Below are 18,270 nucleotides of genomic sequence, written 5' to 3'. Positions count from 1 at the left end.
GGGTGCCGATCCTAGGCGCCGGGTCAGGACGGGGCGGCGCCCGTGCCGGTCAGCGCCGTGAAGGTGTCCGCTGTGGGGTTGCCGTTGTCCCGGCTCGTGATCCAGGCCGCGATCGCCGTCACCGCATCGCCCGCCGGAACCGCGTTGACCTGCGTGCCGTCGCGGAACCGGAAGCTGACCGCCCCGGCCTCGACGTCGCGCGCGCCCGCGAGCAGCAGGAACGGCACCTTCTGCATCGTGTGCGTCCGGATCTTCTTCTGCATCCGGTCGTCGCCCGCGTCGACCTCGACGCGGATGCCCCGGGCCCGCAGCGCGGCCGCGATCTCCCGGACCGCGGGCACCTGCTCGTCGGTGACCGGGATCGCGACGACCTGCACCGGCGCGAGCCAGGCCGGGAACGCGCCCGCGTAGTGCTCGAGCAACACGCCGAAGAACCGCTCGATCGACCCGAACAGCGCCCGGTGGATCATGATCGGCTGCCGGCGGGAGCCGTCGGGGGCGGTGTACTCCAGGTCGAACAGGCCGGGCTCCATGAGGTCGACCTGGATCGTGGAGAGCTGCCAGGTGCGCCCGATCGCGTCCTTGGCCTGCACGCTGATCTTCGGGGCGTAGAAGGCGGCGCCGCCCGGGTCGAGCACGAGCTCGAGCCCGCTGTCCTGCGCGGCCTCGCGCAGGGCGTCGGTGGCCAGCTCCCAGTCCTCGTCGCTGCCGATCGACTTCTCCGGGTCACGCGTGGAGAGCTCGAGGTAGAAGTCGTCGAGACCGTAGTCACGCAGCAGGTCGAGGACGAACTGCAACAGCGACCGGATCTCCTCGCCCATCTGCTCGCGCGAGCAGTAGATGTGGGCGTCGTCCTGGGTGAAGCCGCGGGCGCGGGTCAGGCCGTGCACCACGCCCGACTTCTCGTAGCGGTACACCGATCCGAACTCGAACAGGCGCAGCGGCAGCTCCCGGTAGGACCGCCCGCGCGAGGAGTAGATCAGGTTGTGCATCGGGCAGTTCATCGGCTTGAGGTAGTAGTCCTGGCCGGGCTTGCGCACCTGCCCGTCGGCGCCGATCTCGGCGTCGATCTGCATGGGCGGGTACATGCCCTCGGCGTACCAGGCCAGGTGCCCGGAGGTCTCGAACAGCTGCCCCTTGGTGATGTGCGGGGTGTTGACGAACTCGTAGCCCGCCTCCTCGTGGCGGCGGCGCGCGTAGTCCTCCATCTCGCGGCGGATGATCCCGCCCCTGGGGTGGAAGACCGGCAGCCCGGATCCGATCTCGTCGGGGAACGAGAACAGGTCCAGCTCGGAGCCGAGCCTGCGGTGGTCACGCCGCTCGGCCTCCAGCAGGCGGTCCAGGTACAGGTCCATGGCCTCGGTGGACTCCCACGCGGTGCCGTAGATGCGCTGCAGCATCGGGTTGTGCTCGCTGCCCCGCCAGTACGCGGCGGCGCTGCGCATGAGCTTGTAGGCGGGGATGTAGCGCGTGGTGGGCACGTGCGGGCCACGGCACAGGTCCGACCAGACGACCTCGCCGGTGTGGGCGTGGACGTTGTCGTAGGCCGTCAGCTCGCCCTCGCCGACCTCCATGACCTCGTTCGTGTCAGCCAGATCGCCCACCTGCCCAGCACCCTTGAGCTCGATCAGCTCCAGCTTGTACGGCTCGTCGGCGAGCTCCTTGCGGGCGTCGTCGAGGGAGTCGTAGCGGCGGCGGGCGAACCGCTGCCCCGCCTTGACGATCTTCTTCATGGACGACTCCAGCGCACGCAGGTCGTCCGGGGTGAACGGGACCTCGACGTCGAAGTCGTAGTAGAAGCCGTCGGCGACCGGCGGGCCGATGCCCAGCTTCGCGTCCGGTCGCAGCTGCTGGACGGCCTGCGCGAGCACGTGCGCCGCGGAGTGCCGGATGACCGCCCGGCCGTCGTCGGTGTCGGCGCCGACGGGCTCGACCTCGACGTCGGAGTCGGGCGCCCAGGCCAGGTCGCGCAGCCGCCCCTCCGGGTCGCGGACGACGACCACGGCGCCGGGCCCGCTGTTCGGCAACCCCGCCTCGCGGACGGCGGCGCCCGCCGTCGTCCCGGCCGGCACCCGGACGGGGGCGGACACGGGAGGGGGTACGGGCGCGGACACGGAGGGCCTCCAGGCGGGGGTGGGTGTCGTCGGGACGAGCTACGGCGATGCTAGAGGGCGTCCGCCACCGGCTTCCCGGCCGCCACGGCGATCCCCGCCGCGCGGGTCCTGCCCACCCACCCGGTCAGCTCAGCCTGCGCAGCCCGAGCGCGAGGCGGCGCATGGTGTCGACGTCACGCGCCCACACGCGCTCGGGCAGGCCCACCGTGACCGCGCCGGGGGGCCGGGGCCGCCGGGTGGCGGCGGGCCGGCGGCGCGGCAGCGACCGGTCCGCGGGGGACGGCTGGATCAGCTCCGCCAGCACCCCGGCCGCCCGTGTGCCGTGCCCCGCCGGGGCCTGCTGCCCGACGAGCCCGGCGAGCGCGGGTTGCTGCGCGGGCGTCCGGGGCGCGGGGCGGGGACGCGGGATGCCGGCCGCCCGGGGGTCGGGGGCCAGTGCCGCCCGGATCGCCGCGTGCAGGGCCGGCGCGGCGAGGGCGTGCCGGGCGCGCCCGACGTCGACCCCCTCCAGGCCCAGGCTCAGGTGCAGGAACACGCCGGGCACCGCGGCCGGTCGCAGCACGTGCATCGACCGGTCCGTCGTGACGACGACGTCGTCGAGCCCGCCCCGACCCAGCGCGACCGCATCGCGCACCAGACCCGCGACGGTGCCGGGGTCGTCGCCCCCGTCCGGGGCGGGTGCGCCGGCCGAGCCGACCACCCGACCGGCGCGTCCGTCGACGACCCGGACCGCCCGGGCACCGGAGCGCGCGAGCAGGTCGGCGAGCGCATCGGCGAGCGCGAGTTCGGAACCGGGCATGCGCAAGGGTCTCGCAGAGCGCCGCCCCACCGGAAGCCCGCCCCGAACGGCTCAGCGTTCGATCGGCCGTACGGCGTCATCGTGACCGCCGCCTGCGTCGGGTACGGCCCGTAGCGGAGCGGGCGCCAGCGCCGGGAGGGGCGCCGGGGGCCGGTCCGCCCATCCGGTCGGACCGGCCGGGGCCGGGACGTCGAGCAGGTCGGGCACCGACCGCAGCGCGGACGGGGGTCCGGACTCGGACGCCACCGCCAGCGACATGATCGCCGGGTCCCGCGGTGCGGGCGACGGAGGCGGCGACCGACGCCGTGGCGGGGGCGGCGGTGGGGGCGCCGGGGCGGCCCCCGGCACCCACCCGGCGGCGCCGGGGCGGCGCGCCATCGACGGTCCGGCGGTCAGTGCCGACTCCGACACGACCCGCAACCGCCGCCGGGTGCGCCTGAGCACGCGTCGCGGACCGACCACGACCACCGACAGCGCGAGCCGGTCGCCGTGGGGGTCGGCGACCGTCCGCAGGACGTCGTGTCGACCGTCGAGCCTGCTGAGGACGACCTCCAGGGCCCCGGCCGCCTGGTCGGACGATCCGAGGGCGACGCGGACGATCTCGGCGTGCACCGCCCCCACGAGTTCGATGTCCGACCGGCTCCAGGTCGACGACCAGGCGTCGAGCACCATGCCGCTGTCGACGTCGGCCAGCACCGCCCCGAGGATGCGCCGGTCCCCCGCCAGCGGGCCCAGCACGGCCTGCAGACCGTCCGCGCGGACGTTGACGGTGTGCCGGTGCCGCGCCATCGGCGCGGCGTCACCGCGGGCCGTACGCAAGTACCCCCACACCGGCCCGCGTCACCCCCCCCGGTCAGCGACCGGCGGCGGACGGGAAGAACGCCTGGCTGTTGTCCTGCGATCCCGGACCGGGGCGGCCGGTCTTGACCCCGGGGGCGGCCATGTAGAACTGCTGCTCGATGACCCGCAGGTCGCGCCGCGCCATCGCCAGGTTGGCCTGGGCACGGTTGAGCGCGAGGTAGAAGAACAGCTTCTCGTCCCCGCCGCCGCGGATGGGTCGGATCAGGTGGTACTGGGTGTCCAGGGTGATCAGGATGTCCTCGATGCCCTCGCGCAGGCCCAGCTTCTCCATGACCTCCAGCTTGGTGCGGACGACCTCGCTGTTGCCCGGCGACGCCACGTCGAGATCGAACTCGGGACTGCCGCCGCGGGAGCCCAGGCTCATGCCGCTCTCGTAGTCGACCACGGCCGCCGCGAATGCGCCCTTGATGTTCGCCACCATGTCGAGCGAGTGTTCGATGTTCATTTCCACTACCTCCGGGTATCACGATCACGGGCGCTCTGGGCCTGCTTTCCGCCACACACCCGATCGGGTCGGGCGAAACAATAACCACACCCGGCGTGGGCATCGCCGCCGGGGCGGTCGTCGACAATTGAAGATCGGGCGATCGGTGCATTCCGGGTCATCGCAGCGCCTTGAGGCCGGCGAGCAGCCTGCGCAGCGTGCCGACGTCGTCGGCCCATCGCGGACCCGCGACCGGCCCGTACCCGGCCGGCACGGGGTCCCCCGGCCCGCCCTCCCGCTGGGCGGGGACCACCGGCGGTGCCTCCGGGACGCTCCCGGGCCACGGTCGGGGGCGCTGGGCCGCGGCCGCCGGACGGACCGGAGCGGGCACCCTCCGCACGAGTGCGGGCATCGGGACGGGAGGGGGTGGCGGGGGGACCGGTGCCGGTACCCGGCGGGGCAGGGCCGCCGGCTCCCGGGCCGGCATCTGCGCAGTCGAGGCGACATGCGCGGCCGCGTCGCCGGGCTCCGGTGCCGGATCGGGCGCCGGTCGGGGGACGCGGATCTGGGCCAGCTCGCGCCGGGCCAGCGCCAGATTGGACCGGTTCCGGTCCAGGCACAGGTACACCAGCAGCGGCTCCTGCGGGGTCTCCCCGACGATGCGGCGCACCAGGTGGTAGGCCCGCCGCGAGGTCATCATGACGTCGTCGAGCTCGTCGCCGTCGGCGGCCAGGAACTCGGTGGCCGACCGACCCCAGCGCAGGACGGTGGCCGCGTCGCCCGCATCGCGACCCGCCTCCACCAGGAGCTGTCCGGTCGCATGTTCGAGAACGCAGCTATATGTCGCGCCAGGCAACCGCAACAGTTCCTGGAGCACGGCAGACATCGCGGTCACGCAGCATTCCTCTCTCGGACCGGAATGGTTTCACACCGGTTTCGGATCAGCCACGACCGACTCTTTCCGCCGAACGCACTGCACCGTTCGCACAATGTCGCTACACCCGTTCGGCCGTGACGATCACCGAGACGGCAGGACCGTTCGCGAAGAACCGGAGGACGACCACGCCGCGACGATGCGTCCACGGCACACGAACGCACCGGGGTGGTGACCCACCGCAACGACCCCGTTCGGCGGGGGGTGGATGAGCCGATCGCCGACCGGCGGGGCCCACCGGGAAGACGTGGGCCGCGCTCCTGGTTGAGCGGTGCGTGGTTCCTGTATCCGTGCTCGATCTCGTGCCCATCGGCTCCGGCGACACCCCCACCGACGCGCTGCGCGCCAGCACCGCGCTGGTGAGGCGGGTGGAGGAGCTCGGCTTCCGGCGCTACTGGGTCGCCGAGCACCACGGGATGCCGGGCATCGGCAGCTCGTCGCCCGCGGTGCTCATCGCCCATCTGGCCGCGGCGTCGTCGACGATCCGGGTCGGCTCGGGAGGGGTGATGCTGCCCAACCACCAGCCGCTGGTGATCGCCGAGCAGTTCGGCACCCTGGAGGCGCTGCACCCGGGGCGGATCGATCTGGGCATCGGACGCGCCCCCGGTACCGACCCCCGCACCGCACGCGCCCTGCGCCGCGGCACCGGGGTGGGCGGGGGCGGGGCGGACGACTTCCCCGAGCAGCTCACCGAGCTCGCCTCCTACTTCCGCGGCGAGGGCCCGGTCGTCGCGGTGCCCGCGCACGGGCAGCAGCCCGCGATGTGGCTGCTCGGGTCCAGCGGGTACAGCGCCCAGGTCGCGGGCCTGCTCGGGCTCCCCTTCGCGTTCGCCCACCATTTCAGCGGCGAGAACACCATGGCCGCACTCGCGCTCTACCGCGAGACGTTCCGCCCCGGTGTGCTGGACGCCCCGTACGCGATGATCGCGGCGTCCGTGCTGGCCGCGGAGTCCGACGCGCAGGCCCGGCGGCTCGCGCTGCCCGGCGCGCTGCAGTTCCTGCGGCTGCGCCAGGGCGAACCCGGGCTCGTCCCGACCCCGGAGGAGGCGGCCGCGTACCCGTACTCCGCGCAGGAGCTGGCGTTCGTCGACGACCGGCTGGGCGGGCAGGTGATCGGCTCCCCCGCCACCGTCCGCGACGGGGTCCACGAGCTGGTGGCGCGCACCGGCGTCGACGAGCTGATGGTCGTCACCAGTGCGCACTCCGGCGCCGACCGGTTGCGGTCCTACGAGCTGCTGGCCGACGCGGTCGGCACCCGGGGCACGATGGTGGCATGACCAGCGACCCCTACGCCGCGTTCCGGGCGGCCGTCGAGACCGGTGACGTGGACGCGGCGGTGGCGCTGTTCATCCCCGACGCGGTGTTCCACTCCCCGGTCGTGCACCGCCCCTACGTCGGGCGGGAGGCGCTGCGCGCGATCCTGGCCGCCGTCACCGGGGTGTTCGAGGACTTCCGTTACACCGGCTCCTACGGCGGCGACGAGGGACACGTGCTGCGCTTCGCCGCCCGGGTCGGCGACCGGGACCTGGAGGGCGTCGACATCCTGCGCGGCGTCGGCGGGCAGCTCACCGAGCTGACGGTGATGGTGCGGCCGTACTCGGCGGCCACGGCGCTGCGCGAGCGGATGGCGGCGCTGCTCGCCCCGTGAGCCCGTGAGCCCCGTCAGCCCGGTGGCACCGCTCGCTCGGCCGGGCTGCGCGGCTGCGGCTGCGGGCGGGGCTGCGGGATGCGGGGCATCGCCGGTGCGGGCGGCACGGCCCGCTGCCGGGGCATCGCGAGCGGGATGGGCGCGGTCGCGGGGTCGACGGCGGGCGCGACCACGGACTCCGGCGCCGGGCGCGTGGCGCGCAGGGCCTCGTACGAGTCGTCCTCCGCCTGTGCCCGCCCGATCACCCGGCCGAGCACGAACGAGAGGACCGCCGCCGCCACGGCCCACAGGCCGGCACCACCCAGGATCCACACCAGAACCGTCACGCACACTCCCCGGACCACGACACGGCTCGGGTCGAACCGCGGCCCCAGCATGCGGTGTCGCGGCCCGGGACTCCATAGGCCGGATCGGGGATTCAGCCGGTTGCCGGGTGGAGTTGACCCGTCGGTGCCCCCGCGGGGCGCACCCGGCGCCGGGCTCGGACGCCGGCGAGGAACCGGTGCACGCCGCGGACGTGGTGCCCGGTGCGCGCCGTCGGGAAGGCGTCGAAGCCGTGCTGCGCGCGGGGCAGCTCGGCGTGCCGGACCTCGGCCCCGACCTCGCGCATCCGCCGCACGAACCGCCGCGACTGCCCCACCGAGACGATCGTGTCGGTGTCGCCGTGCACCACGAGGAACGGCGGGGCGTCGACGGTGACCCGGTGCAGCGGCGACGCGGCCAGCCACGTGTCGGGGTCCTCGACGCGGGTGGTGCCGATGACCTTGCGCTCCAGCAGGGCGAACAGCCCGTGCTCGTCGCGCGAGAAGTCGTGCACGCCGTACACGGGGACGGCGGCGGCCAGGGTGGTGTCCGCGCCCGCGAACCCGGGCTGGAACGCCGGGTCGTTCGCGGTGAGCGCGGCCAGCGACGCCAGGTGCCCTCCCGCCGAACCCCCGCTGATCGCCACGAACGAGGGGTCGCCGCCGTACCCGCCGATGTGCTCCTTGACCCACGCGATCGCGCGCTTGACGTCGACGATCATGGCGGGCCAGCGATGGTGGGGGCCGAGCCGGTAGTTCACCGTGACGCACACCCAGCCGTGCGCGACCAGGTGTGCCATGAGCGGTGCCGCCGAGTGGGCCTTGTCGCCGCCGGTCCAGCCCCCGCCGTGCACCTGCACGAGCACCGGAGCGCCCGCGGTCGGGCCCGCCGGGCCCCACACGTCGAGCCGCTGCGCCGGGTCCGGCCCGTAGGCGAGATCGGCCGCGCGCAGGTGGCGCTCCCGGGCGGCCCGTCCCCCGAGCAGGGGCAGGGCCGCGGCCGCGGGGGTGGGCAGCCCGGCGAGCGCGGCGTCGAACACGCGGGCGGTGCGGTCGGCGTCGCGGCGCAGGTCGACCAGCGCCGCGACCGCGAGACCGTTGACGGCCGCCGCCGCGAGCCCGGCCGGGCGGCGCCCGCCCCCGTCGCGCAGGGCCGCGGCACCGATCGCGGCGTGGACCAGCGAGAGCGCGCCGGGCGTCTCGGAGGCCGGCAGGCACGGCGCGGCCTGCAGGATCGACGCGGGCCACGTGCGGATCACAGGCCGCCGCGCCCCGGCCGCGGCCAGCACCCCGGCCACCCCCGCCGCGATCGCCGCGGCCCGTCCCGTCCCCACGGCGGCGCCTCCCTCCCGCGGCCCGGGGCCGCCGTCGGGGCGACGATACGGGCGGCGCCCTGTCCCGTCGGGGCCGCGCCGGTGCAGCGGCGTCCGGGCGCCCTCCCGCACTGGGCCGGACGGCGCAGCGGCGTGACGCTATGTGCCCGAACGGCCGGTGTTCACCGGATCGGTGCCACCGAACGCTCCTCATATCGGGTGATGTGACCCGTCGACCCGCACCGCGCGCCGAGCGGGTCCCGTTGACCCGACGGTAACCCCTCCGGCGTCCCGGAGCGGGACGGTGCGAGGGAGGTGGAACCGTGTCCGGTGCACACGCCTCCGCGCCCCGCCGGTCCGGCCGGTCCGCCGGGGTCGCCTGGTGGCGGCCCCCGACGCGCGGCCGCAACGCCTCCCCGGACGGGGGACACGCGGAGGCCGGCAGGCGCCCGCGGCGGCACCGCCGCCCCGCCACGCCGGAGCAGCGCCGGGCCCGCCGGCTGCGGATCGCCCGCAACACGGTCCTGTCCGGCCTGGCGGCGGTGCTGCTCGGACCGCTGGTCGCGTTCGGCCTGGGCTATCTGGTGTTCTCCGTGCCCAGCCCGGACGACGCCGTCACCAACCAGGTGGCGCTCGTGTCGTTCGCCGACGGCAGCCGCCTCACCCGCCTGGTGCCCGAGGAGGGCAACCGGATCGCCGTGGACGTCGCCGACGTGCCGCCGCACGTGCGCGACGCCGTCCTCGCCGCCGAGGACCGCACCTTCTACTCCAACCCGGGCTTCGACCTCGGCGGTATCATGCGGGCGGTGTGGAACCAGCTCCGCGGCGGGTCCGGGGGCGGATCGACGATCACGCAGCAGTACGTGAAGAACGCGCTCGTCGGCGACGCGTACACGCTGTGGCGCAAGTACAAGGAGGTCGTGCTCGCCGTCAAGATCTCCCAGGAGCGGTCCAAGGACGAGATCCTCGGCGACTACCTCAACGCCATCTACTTCGGGCGCGGCGCCTACGGCATCCAGTCGGCGAGCCAGGCCTACTTCGACAAGCCGGTGCAGCTGCTCGACCCCAGCGAGGGCGCCGTGCTCGCCGGGCTGATCCAGTCGCCGTCGAGGTGGGACCCGGCGGTCAACCCGGAGCGGGCGCTGCAGCGCTGGGAGTTCGTGCTCGACGGCATGGTCGAGGAGGGCTGGCTCGGCGCCGCGGAGCGCGGGGCGCTGGAGTTCCCGGCGACCGCGGAACCGAGGCGTGCCGCGGCGGGCGTGCCCGCCGACGCCCGCGGCCACATCGTCACCGCAGTCACCGCCGAGCTCGATGCGCTGGGCATCACCTCCGAGGACCTGGCCCAGGAGGGCCTGCGGATCACCACGACGATCGACCCGCTACGCCAGCAGCAGGCCGTCGACGCCGCGCACGCGGCGCTGGCGGGCCAGCCCGCCAACCTGCGCAGCGCGATGGTGGCCGTCGACCCGGCGACCGGTGGCATCACGGCGTACTACGGCGGCGACAACGGCGTGGGGCTGGACTACGCGCGCGTGAACCGGCTCGCCGGCTCCACGTTCAAGCCGTTCGTGGTGCTCGCCGGGCTGCAGCAGGACCCGCCGGTCGGGCTGGGCGAGACCTACGACGGCGAGGAGGTGCCGGGCCTGCGCAACGCCGAGGGCGCCGACTGCGACCGGTGCGACCTCAAGCAGGCGATGACGGTGTCCAACAACGTCGTGTTCAACACCCTGGCCAAGGAGGTCGGGGCGGAGTCGGTCGCCGCGGCGGCCCGGGCGGCGGGCATCACCGCACCTCTCGACGACCCTAACGAGGGCATCGCGCTGGGCAACAAGGAGGTCAGCGTCCTGGACCTCGCCTCGGCGTACGCGACGCTCGCCGGCGGCGGCGTGTGGCACCAGCCGCACCTGGTCGCCGAGGTCGTCACCGCCGACGGCCGCGTGCTCTACGCCGCACCGACCGAGGGGGAACGGCGCTTCCCCGAGCGGGTGGCGCGCAACGTCGTCGAGTCGATGCTGGAGGTGGCCGAGACCGACGGGCTGGCCCTGCCCGGCGGGCGACCGGTGGCCGCGAAGACCGGCACCGTGCAGTCGCGGTTCGAGGGCGAGAACAACGACGCCTGGATGGCGGGTTTCACCCCGACACTCTCGACGTCGGTGTGGATCGGCACCGACATGAACTCCCCGATCCGGACGTCGCGCGGCACGCCGATCAGCGGCAAGGGCCTGCCCGGCGAGGTGTGGCAGGAGTTCATGGGCGAGGCGCTGGAGGCCGAGCCGGTGGAGACGTTCGCGCCGTTCCGCCCGATCGGCGAGGCGCCGAGCGACGCGCCGCCGAACAGTGAGGAGTCGGCCGAGCCCACCCCCGCCCCCACCCCCGAGACGGCGCCGGAACCGACCCCGGCACCGGTCCCCCCGGCACCCGAGGGCGGCCCGCCGCCCCCGTTCGACCCGCGCGCCGCTCCGGCCCCCGGTGAGCCCGCGCCGGCACGCGACCCGCTGCTGTTCGGCTCCCCGGCGGCCGAGCCCGGACCGACACCCGCACCGGACCCGACGCCCCGGGACTGCTCGGTCACGCCCTGCGGCTGACGGGTGGCCGGGCGTGCGACGGTCCGGCCCGGTTCGGGACTACCGTGGCGACGGTGGCGGCCCGCGAACACACCTGGGAGGTCCTCGCGTGGCCCGCGGACCGGCGGATCGTCCTGTACGTCCCAGAGATCGAGGCCGCCACGACCGTGCTCGCCATGACCGACGCCGACGACGCGGCGCGCTCCCTGATCGCGGACCTCACCGGGCTGGACGCGGGCGCGATCCGCTGCGAGATCACCATGGGCCGGCCCCGCTGACGCGGTGACCGCACCGGGGTCACGGAACCGCCGCACTAGAGTTCGGGGATGCCCACCGACGTGCGCCGGGATGTCGCCACCGCGATGGCCGCGGCGGCGACCGCGTGGCTGGAGTCGCTCACCCCCGCCCAGGCGGTACCCGCACGTGGCCCGGCGCCCGGCGGGGAGGGCGACGACGAGCGGCTGCGCTGGTTCTACACGCCCACCGACCACGGCGGCCTCACGATGCACGACCAGCGCCCGGCCCAGCAGCGCCTGGCGATGGCGCTGGTCGCGAGCGGGCTGTCCGCGGCCGCGTACGGCACCGTCGCCACGGTCATGGGCCTGGAGAACGTGCTGGACCGCACGGAGGGCTTCGTCGCCACATGGGGACGGGAGCGCGGCCGCGACCCCGGCCTGTACTACCTGCGCGTCTTCGGTGAGCCCGGCGGTGCGCGTCCGTGGGCGTGGCGCTTCGGCGGGCACCACGTCTCGGTGAACATGCTCGTCGTCGACGGCCGGGTCGTCGCGGTGACGCCGCTGTTCCTGGGCGCCGACCCGGCCACCTCGCCGCTGCTGGGCGGGGCGACGCTGCGCCCGCTCGGCGCCGTCGAGGACCTCGCCCGCGAGCTGGTCGGGTCGCTGGACCCCGAGCTCGCCGCCCGCGCGGTGCTGCTGCCCCGCGCGCCGTCGGACATCGTCGGCGCCAACCGCACCCGGGTCTCCGACGGGGACGAGGTGGTCCCGCTGGCCGGGGTGTGGCGCGGGGCGTTCACCGACCCGGCCGAGCAGGCGACGCTGCAGCGGGCCAGCGACGCCATCGACGAGAACGCCGGGCTCGACGCCGCCGACCACCGCGCGCTCGCGCTCACGACCGCGCCCAAGGGCGTCCCCGCCTCCGCGCTCGACGCGGGGCAGCGCGCCCTGCTGCGCGCCGTGCTGGACACCTACCTCGGCCGGGTCCCCGACGGGCTCGCCCCCTCCTACGCCGACGAGGCCGCGCTCGACGCCGTGCACCTCGCCTGGGCGGGCGGCACGGCCCCCGGCGAGCCGCACTACTACCGCCTGCAGGGCCCGCGGCTGCTGCTGGAGTGGGACAACACGCAGCGCCAGGTCAACCACGCCCACTCGGTGTGGCGCGACCCGGAGGCCGACTTCGGCCTCGACGTCCTCGCCGCCCACCGTGACCGGCACCACACCGACGACCGGAGCGCTTGACGCAGCGTCAACCCCTACGGTCGGGCGCATGCGCTGGTCGACCGCGGAGGTGGCCCGGATGGCCCGGGTCAGCTCCCGCACCCTGCGCCACTACGACCACGTCGGCCTGCTCCCACCGGCCCGTACCGGGCCCGGTGGGCTGCGCTTCTACGAGCGTCCGCAGCTGCAGCGGCTGCAGCACATCATGCTGTTGCGCGAGCTGGGGCTGGGCCTGACCGACATCGCCCAGGTGCTCGACGGCGCCGACGAGACGGCCGCGCTGCGCCGCCACCACCGGCGCCTGCTGGCCGAGGCGGCCCGGCTCACACGGCTGGCCGAGACCGTGGCCCGCACCATCGACGAGAGACAGGACGGTGCCGCCGTGCCCGCCGAGGAGATGTTCGCCGGCTTCGCCGACGACCCGTACGCCGCGCAGGCCCGCGAGCTCTACGGCGAGCAGGCCGTGGCGGCCCAGCGCCGCGCCGCGTCCTGGGACGCCGACACCGCGCGCGGGGTGCGCGGCGAGGGCGACGGCGTCCACCGCGACCTCGCGGCCCTGATGGCGAGCGGCGCGACCGTCGACGCCCCGGCGGTGCAGGCGGTGATCGCCCGCCACCACGCGTGGGTCAGCCACTTCTGGACGCCCGGCCCCGACGCCTACGTGGGCCTGGGCCGGCTCTACGTCGACGACGAGCGCTTCACCGCCGGCATCGACGCCCACGCCCCCGGTCTGGCGGTGTACCTCCGCGACGCGATCGCCGTGTACGCCGGCACCCTGCGTTAGACGGCGACGATCAGGTCGGCCCGGGGGCGCGTGGCCTCGATGCGCGCCGCGTTCGGCTCGTCGACCGCATCGACCCACGCGGCGGCCTGCTCCGGGGTCTTGCCGAACCGCACGTGCCGGGCGATCAGCCGGTCCAGCCGGACGTCGGCTCGCAGGTCGCAGAACCACACCTCGTCCAGCTCGGCGCGCACGTCGCGCCAGCCGGGCTCGTCGAGGAGCAGGTAGTTGCCCTCGGTGAGCACCAGCCGCGTGGACGGCGGGACGGGGATCGCCCCGGCCAGTGCCTGTTCGAGGTCCCGCTCGAACGCCGGCGCGTAGATCGTGTCCCCGGACCCGGCCCGGATCCGGCGCAGCAGCGCCAGGTAGCCGCCGACGTCGAACGTGTCGGGCGCGCCCTTGCGCCCGGCCCGCCCGAGCCGGGCCAGCTCGGCGTCGGCGAGGTGGAACCCGTCCATCGGGACGTGCGCGACGGCGTCGGGGCCCAGTTCCCGGCGCAGCGCGGCCAGCAGGGCCGCGACCAGTGTCGACTTGCCCGACCCCGGGCTGCCCGCCACGCCCAGCACCGCCCGGCCCGACCCGGCCAGGCCCGCGGCTCGGGCCACCAGCTCGGCCTGCGTCATGTGAGGCGCACCGCCAGCACCGCGATGTCGTCGTCGGTGTCGGCGGACGTGCCGCGCACGAGATGGTCGCAGAACTCGCCCAGCGGCCGGTGGGCGTGCGTCCGGACCAGCTCCAGCAGCTCGGCCGCGGCCCGATCGTCGGGGTCGCGGCGCTGCTCGGCCAGCCCGTCGGTGTAGAGCAGCAGGGTGGACCCCGGCGGCACGTCCACCTCGCTGTCGCGGCGCGGCAGGTCGGGGGCGACCCCGAGGACGATGCCGACCTCCCCGGTGAGGAAGCACGGCTCGCCGGCGGGCGAGACGAGCACCGGTGGCGGGTGCCCGGCGTTGGACCAGCGGAACACGGTGCGCCCGGCGTCGCGCACGAGGTGCCCGTGCACGAGCGTGGTGAACCGGGTGACCCCCAGGCGGGTGGCCACCCGGTCCAGCCGCGACACCACGGTCGACGGCGGGCAGGTGCCGTCGGCCAGCGCCCGCAGCATGCTGCGCAGCTGGCCCATCGTGGCCGCCGCGGGGAGGTCGTGCCCCGCGACGTCCCCGACGCCGACGGCCAGTTCCCCGCCGGGCAGCGGGAACGCGTCGAACCAGTCGCCGCCGATGGCCAGGCCCGCGGCGGCCGGCAGGTAACGCGCCTCGATCTCGCACCCCGGCACCGACGTCGGCTCGGACAGCATCGCGCTCTGCAACGCCATCGCGACCTGCCGGCTCTGGTGGAACGCCACCGCCTTCTCCACGGCCGCCGACGCGCGTACCCCCAGCTCCCCGACGAGCCCGAGGTCGTCCTCGGTGTAGCGGGGCCGGTCGGCGCACCCGATGAACAGCAGCGCCGCCACGACCGCGCCTCCGGAGAGCACGGGCGCGACCAGGACCGAGTGCGCGTCGACCGCCAGTCCCCAGCGCTCCATCTCGTCGGTCGGGTGCCAGTCCCGCACCCCGACCGTCGGGGTCTCGGCGAGCACCGGTGCCGCGGTGCGCACGCAGCGCGCGATGGGGTGGGCCGGGCCGAAAACGAACCGGGGGTCGGTCATCGGCGACTCCGCCAGACCCGCCGCGGTCCGCACGATCGAGCGTCGCCCGGTGACCGACCCGGCTGCCCGCGGCTGGTCGACCAGGTAGACGCGGCACACGTCGGCGAACTCCGGCACCAGGGTGTCGGCCAGTGCGGCCAGCTCACCGTCGGGCTCGGTGGCCGCGTTCATCGCGAACGTCGCCTGGGCGAGCAGGTCGAGCCGGTCGCGGGCGCGCATGCCGTCGTCGATGTCGGTCTCGGTGCCCACCCACTGCGCGACGCGGCCCTCGGTGCGCACCGGCACCGCCCGGGTGCGGAACCAGCGGTACCCGCCGCCCGCGGTGCGCAGGCGGTAGACCCGGGTGAACACCTCCGCGGGATCGGCCGACACCGCCTGCTCCCACGCGGTGCGCCAGGCGCCGCGGTGATTGGGGTGCACCGCGTCGAGGAATCCCCAGCCGCGCATCTCCGCCACGCTCTGTCCGGTGATCGCCCGCAGGCCCGGCGCGTCACGGTGTGCGGTGCCGTCCACCTCGCGGACCCAGACGGCGGCGCTCGTGGCCTCGATCAGGCTCTGGTAGCGGTTGAGGGCGTGCTCGCGCTGGGCGGCCGCGCGGGCCAGGTCGCGCCGGGAGCGCTCGGCCGCGGTGACGTCGACGACGACGAGGCCCACCCCGACCAGGGACCCGTCGGGTGCGTGCACCGGGTAGATGTTCATCCGCCACTCCTGCGGCGGTCCCTCGCCGTGCCAGAGCCGCCCGCGCATCGGCACGTCGACCCGCGGCCGGCCGGTGTCGAGTACCTGCTTCAGCTCGGCGGCGACGGCCGCTCCGGTCGGCCCGTGGACGTCCTCGAGCGTGCGCCCCAGCCGCTCGTCGACGGTGCCGCCGTCGATGTCGAGCACCGCGTGGTTGACACGGCGGTAGCGCAGCGCGGTGTCGAAGTAGGCCAGGCCCACCGGGGCGCTCTCCCACAGCGCGTCGAGCAGGGCGAACGCCTCGTCGCCCGCGCGGGAGTCGGCGACGTCCTGCAGCACGCCGAGCACCGTGGCGCCGGGCCCCGTGCACGGGACGGCCCGGAAGTACAGCGTGGGTCCGGCGGCGTCCAGCGCCGGGAAACGGCCGGTGAATCCGCGGCCCGCCGCGAGCTCGTCGAAGACCCGGTCCATGCTGGGCCGGTCGAGCGGGGCGTCGACGAGCGGGTGACCGAGCAGGTCCGCGCAGCCCCAGCCGGTGAGCCGCTCGGCCGCGCGGTTCCAGAGCAGGACGGTGCCGGCGCCGTCGAGCGCGAACACCCCGATCGGGAGCTCGTCCACGATCCCGGCCGTCAGGTCGCCGGATCGCTGCACGGAGGTGATCGTAGGTGGCTGTCGGGGTCCGGTGCGATGCTGACCCGATGGACGGCACCGCTCCCGCGGCTCGCGGCGTTGCGCCGTCACCGACGAGGAGGGCACCGTGAGGTCGCTGAGCAACCACCGTCCCGAGGTGAAGCCGTGACCGACGGTCCGGTCGTCCGGCTCCGGGCGCTGTGCCTGGCGCTGCCGGAGGTGACCGAGCGGGTCAGCCACGGCGAGCCGACGTGGTTCGTCCGGCCCGGGAAGTCCGGCCGGGTGTTCGTGTCGCTGGCCGACCACCACCACGACGACCGCCTCGCGTTCTGGTGCGCCGCCCCGACCGGCGCGCAGGAGGAGCTGGTCGCGGCCGAACCGGAGCGGTTCTTCCGCCCGCCCTATGTCGGCGGACGGGGTTGGCTGGGGGTGTGGCTCGACGTCGAGGTCGACTGGGACGAGATCGCCGAGATCGTCACCGACGCCTACCGCACGATCGCGCCGAGGAAGCTGGTGGCGCAGCTCGACGGGTCGCGAACAGCTGCGCCGGGTCCCGGAACGCCGTGAACTCCGGCGCGTTGCCCGCCGGGTCGAGCAGGAACATCGTCCACTGCTCCCCCGGCTCCCCGGCGAAGCGCCGGTAGGACTCGACGACGAACTCCGTGCCCGCGTCGCGAAGCCGCTGCGCCGTGGCGTGGAAGTCCGCGACCAGGACGAGCCCGAAGTGCGGCACCGGAACGCGGTGGCCGTCCACGTCGCTGTGCCCGACCGGCCCCGACCCCGGGGCGACGTGCGTCACGAGCTGGGGCCGGTCCCGGTCCACCCGGTGCTCGGCGCTGCGGCCCTCGGCCAGGCCCCGGTCGGTGTCGTCGACCCGGGACGGCCAGGTGAACCGGGGGGCGATCACTCATCGACGGTCCTGCGGCGGCTACGTTCGGCGGGTGTCCGATCTTCCCACCGTCCTCGTGCCGGGTGGGCGTGTCGAGTTCGACGACGTCCCCGGTGCCGCCGACCTGGCTCCGCTGCTGTTCCTGCACGAAGGGCTCGGCTCCGTCGCGCTGTGGCGGGGCTTCCACCGCCGGATCGCCGAGGCCACCGGCCGGCGGGCGGTGGCGTACTCGCGGCTGGGCCACGGATGGTCCGACACCCCGCAGGCCCCACGCACCCCGGAGTTCATGCGCACCGAGGCCGTCGTCGTGGTGCCCGCGCTGCGGGAGGCGCTGGGGCTGGACGAGCCGGTCGTCGTCGGCCACAGCGACGGGGCCTCGATCGGGCTGGTGCACGCGGCGACGGCGCCCGTCCACGGCCTAATCGTGCTCGCGCCGCACGTGTTCGTCGAGGAGTTCGGGCTCGGCGGGGTGCGCGCGGCCCGCGACGCCTACGACACCGGTGATCTGCGCACCCGGATGGCCCGCAGGCACCGCGATCCCGATGCCGCGTTCCGGAACTGGAACGACATGTGGCTCGACCCGGCGTTCCTGGCGTGGGATCTGCGTGCCGACCTGCCCGGCATCCGTTGCCCGGTGTTGGCCGTGCAGGGCACCGACGACCCCTACGGCACGGTGGCGCACGTCGAGGCGGTGCGGGACCTGGCCACGGGGCCGGTGGAGCTGCTGGTGCTGGACTGCGGCCACGCCCCGCACCTCGAGGCGCCGGAGGCGACCGCCGATGCGGTGCTGAGGTTCCTCGCCACCGTTCCCTAGGGTCGTCGCGGAACGGGCCGGCGGCGAGAGGAACGCCGGCTGCCCACGAATGCCCTTCGGCAGGCGGGGTGGGGCCGCGGCGGGTGACGGCGGCACCGAGCCAGGCGTGGGCCGGTGCGCGACCGGCCGCTGCGGCCGTGCTGTCCGCCGGCGGCGTGGTCAGCCGTCCCGGTAGTCGTGGGGCTCTGTCCAGTACCGGTGCCCGGTGGGGGTGATCCATTCGACCCGGCGGTCGGGGTGGAGGACGACCTGCCAGCCGGGATGTTCCTTCATGTCATGGTGAGTCGGCGGCGGGAATCTCACCCGCCGCCGCTCGTAGAACCGTGCTTGACACTCTCGTGTCACACGGCTCCCGTTACCGAACCACTCGGCAGCGCACCATGCCGCCAATGCGCGAAGATTCCCGGTTGATCTGCG

The 18,270-nt window shown here is 75.1% G+C and carries 18 protein-coding genes; 8 read left to right on the top strand and 10 right to left on the bottom strand.

The annotated features are described in order from the left end of the window. Window positions 1–23: 23 nt before the first annotated feature. The 5 genes from thrS to Q1K26_RS14010 all read right to left on the bottom strand — a co-directional run bounded on the left by thrS (window position 24) and on the right by Q1K26_RS14010 (window position 5,093). Complete coding sequence (gene thrS / locus Q1K26_RS14030) at window positions 24–2,114, bottom strand: threonine--tRNA ligase (protein WP_300011820.1); 2,091 nt, start codon at window positions 2,112–2,114, stop codon at window positions 24–26. A 124-nt stretch (window positions 2,115–2,238) separates the two neighbouring features. Next, complete coding sequence (locus tag Q1K26_RS14025; protein ID WP_300011818.1) at window positions 2,239–2,913, bottom strand: hypothetical protein; 675 nt, start codon at window positions 2,911–2,913, stop codon at window positions 2,239–2,241. 51 nt (window positions 2,914–2,964) lie between these two features. Then, the gene (locus tag Q1K26_RS14020) at window positions 2,965–3,744 is read right to left on the bottom strand and encodes a hypothetical protein (protein WP_300011815.1); all 780 of its coding nucleotides are present in this window, start codon (window positions 3,742–3,744) and stop codon (window positions 2,965–2,967) included. Window positions 3,745–3,766: 22 nt separating this feature from the next. Next, window positions 3,767–4,219: a hypothetical protein gene (locus tag Q1K26_RS14015; protein WP_300011812.1), complete on the bottom strand. Its 453-nt coding sequence runs from the start codon at window positions 4,217–4,219 to the stop codon at window positions 3,767–3,769. A 157-nt stretch (window positions 4,220–4,376) separates the two neighbouring features. Beyond that, window positions 4,377–5,093, bottom strand: coding sequence for a hypothetical protein (locus tag Q1K26_RS14010; RefSeq protein WP_300011809.1), 717 nt, complete (start codon window positions 5,091–5,093; stop codon window positions 4,377–4,379). Window positions 5,094–5,407: 314 nt separating this feature from the next. Between Q1K26_RS14010 and Q1K26_RS14005 the strand changes: the two genes are divergently transcribed. After that, window positions 5,408–6,409, top strand: a complete 1,002-nt coding sequence (locus Q1K26_RS14005; RefSeq protein ID WP_300011806.1) for an LLM class flavin-dependent oxidoreductase — start codon at window positions 5,408–5,410, stop codon at window positions 6,407–6,409. Then, entirely contained in the window at window positions 6,406–6,780 is a 375-nt protein-coding gene (locus tag Q1K26_RS14000) for a nuclear transport factor 2 family protein (RefSeq protein WP_300011803.1), read from the top strand. Before Q1K26_RS14005 ends, Q1K26_RS14000 begins: the two co-directional genes overlap by 4 nt. Window positions 6,781–6,794: 14 nt before the next feature. Here Q1K26_RS14000 and Q1K26_RS13995 read toward each other — a convergent pair whose 3' ends face one another. After that, window positions 6,795–7,106: a hypothetical protein gene (locus tag Q1K26_RS13995; RefSeq protein ID WP_300011800.1), complete on the bottom strand. Its 312-nt coding sequence runs from the start codon at window positions 7,104–7,106 to the stop codon at window positions 6,795–6,797. A 92-nt stretch (window positions 7,107–7,198) separates the two neighbouring features. After that, a complete protein-coding gene (locus Q1K26_RS13990) occupies window positions 7,199–8,416 on the bottom strand; it encodes an alpha/beta hydrolase (protein ID WP_300011797.1) in 1,218 nt (405 codons plus the stop codon). A gap of 302 nt (window positions 8,417–8,718) precedes the next feature. On the opposite strand from Q1K26_RS13990, the gene Q1K26_RS13985 reads away from it, so the two are divergent. The 4 genes from Q1K26_RS13985 to Q1K26_RS13970 are packed head-to-tail and all read left to right on the top strand — an operon-like array spanning window position 8,719 to window position 13,197. Beyond that, window positions 8,719–10,980: a transglycosylase domain-containing protein gene (locus tag Q1K26_RS13985; RefSeq protein ID WP_300011794.1), complete on the top strand. Its 2,262-nt coding sequence runs from the start codon at window positions 8,719–8,721 to the stop codon at window positions 10,978–10,980. Window positions 10,981–11,033: 53 nt separating this feature from the next. Next, window positions 11,034–11,237, top strand: a complete 204-nt coding sequence (locus Q1K26_RS13980) for a hypothetical protein (protein ID WP_300011791.1) — start codon at window positions 11,034–11,036, stop codon at window positions 11,235–11,237. Window positions 11,238–11,285: 48 nt separating this feature from the next. Beyond that, entirely contained in the window at window positions 11,286–12,434 is a 1,149-nt protein-coding gene (locus Q1K26_RS13975; protein WP_300011788.1) for a DUF3500 domain-containing protein, read from the top strand. A gap of 28 nt (window positions 12,435–12,462) precedes the next feature. Next, on the top strand, window positions 12,463–13,197 hold the full coding sequence (locus Q1K26_RS13970; RefSeq protein ID WP_300011785.1) for a MerR family transcriptional regulator: 735 nt from the start codon (window positions 12,463–12,465) through the stop codon (window positions 13,195–13,197). On the opposite strand, the gene Q1K26_RS13965 is transcribed toward Q1K26_RS13970, so the two are convergent. Both Q1K26_RS13965 and Q1K26_RS13960 read right to left on the bottom strand, forming a co-directional pair. Next, window positions 13,194–13,817, bottom strand: coding sequence for a nucleoside/nucleotide kinase family protein (locus Q1K26_RS13965; RefSeq protein ID WP_300011782.1), 624 nt, complete (start codon window positions 13,815–13,817; stop codon window positions 13,194–13,196). The genes Q1K26_RS13970 and Q1K26_RS13965 overlap by 4 nt on opposite strands. After that, window positions 13,814–16,171: a SpoIIE family protein phosphatase gene (locus Q1K26_RS13960; RefSeq protein WP_300011779.1), complete on the bottom strand. Its 2,358-nt coding sequence runs from the start codon at window positions 16,169–16,171 to the stop codon at window positions 13,814–13,816. Before Q1K26_RS13960 ends, Q1K26_RS13965 begins: the two co-directional genes overlap by 4 nt. Before the next feature lie 144 nt (window positions 16,172–16,315). Between Q1K26_RS13960 and Q1K26_RS13955 the strand changes: the two genes are divergently transcribed. After that, complete coding sequence (locus tag Q1K26_RS13955) at window positions 16,316–16,717, top strand: MmcQ/YjbR family DNA-binding protein (RefSeq protein ID WP_300011776.1); 402 nt, start codon at window positions 16,316–16,318, stop codon at window positions 16,715–16,717. On the opposite strand, the gene Q1K26_RS13950 is transcribed toward Q1K26_RS13955, so the two are convergent. Beyond that, window positions 16,626–17,057, bottom strand: a complete 432-nt coding sequence (locus Q1K26_RS13950; RefSeq protein ID WP_300011773.1) for a glyoxalase — start codon at window positions 17,055–17,057, stop codon at window positions 16,626–16,628. The two genes, Q1K26_RS13955 and Q1K26_RS13950, sit on opposite strands and share 92 nt — an antisense overlap. Window positions 17,058–17,091: 34 nt before the next feature. On the opposite strand from Q1K26_RS13950, the gene Q1K26_RS13945 reads away from it, so the two are divergent. Further along, window positions 17,092–17,853 carry an alpha/beta hydrolase gene (locus tag Q1K26_RS13945; RefSeq protein ID WP_300011770.1) on the top strand — a complete coding sequence of 254 codons (762 nt, stop codon included), beginning with the start codon at window positions 17,092–17,094 and terminating at the stop codon, window positions 17,851–17,853. Window positions 17,854–18,270 lie beyond the last annotated feature (417 nt).

This window comes from Pseudonocardia sp. (assembly GCF_029263155.1).
GTDB lineage: Bacteria > Actinomycetota > Actinomycetes > Mycobacteriales > Pseudonocardiaceae > Pseudonocardia.
The sequence above is the reverse complement of the archived record's forward strand: the minus strand, read 5'-3'. Positions and strand labels throughout refer to the sequence as shown.

Coding starts and splice junctions, on each gene's coding strand:
- Q1K26_RS13965 (WP_300011782.1), bottom strand. CDS start 13,817: ATGACGCAGGCCGAGCTGGTGGCCCGAGCCGCGGGCCTGGCCGGGTCG.
- Q1K26_RS14025 (WP_300011818.1), bottom strand. CDS start 2,913: ATGCCCGGTTCCGAACTCGCGCTCGCCGATGCGCTCGCCGACCTGCTC.
- Q1K26_RS13970 (WP_300011785.1), top strand. CDS start 12,463: ATGCGCTGGTCGACCGCGGAGGTGGCCCGGATGGCCCGGGTCAGCTCC.
- Q1K26_RS13975 (WP_300011788.1), top strand. CDS start 11,286: ATGCCCACCGACGTGCGCCGGGATGTCGCCACCGCGATGGCCGCGGCG.
- Q1K26_RS14015 (WP_300011812.1), bottom strand. CDS start 4,219: ATGAACATCGAACACTCGCTCGACATGGTGGCGAACATCAAGGGCGCA.
- Q1K26_RS14000 (WP_300011803.1), top strand. CDS start 6,406: ATGACCAGCGACCCCTACGCCGCGTTCCGGGCGGCCGTCGAGACCGGT.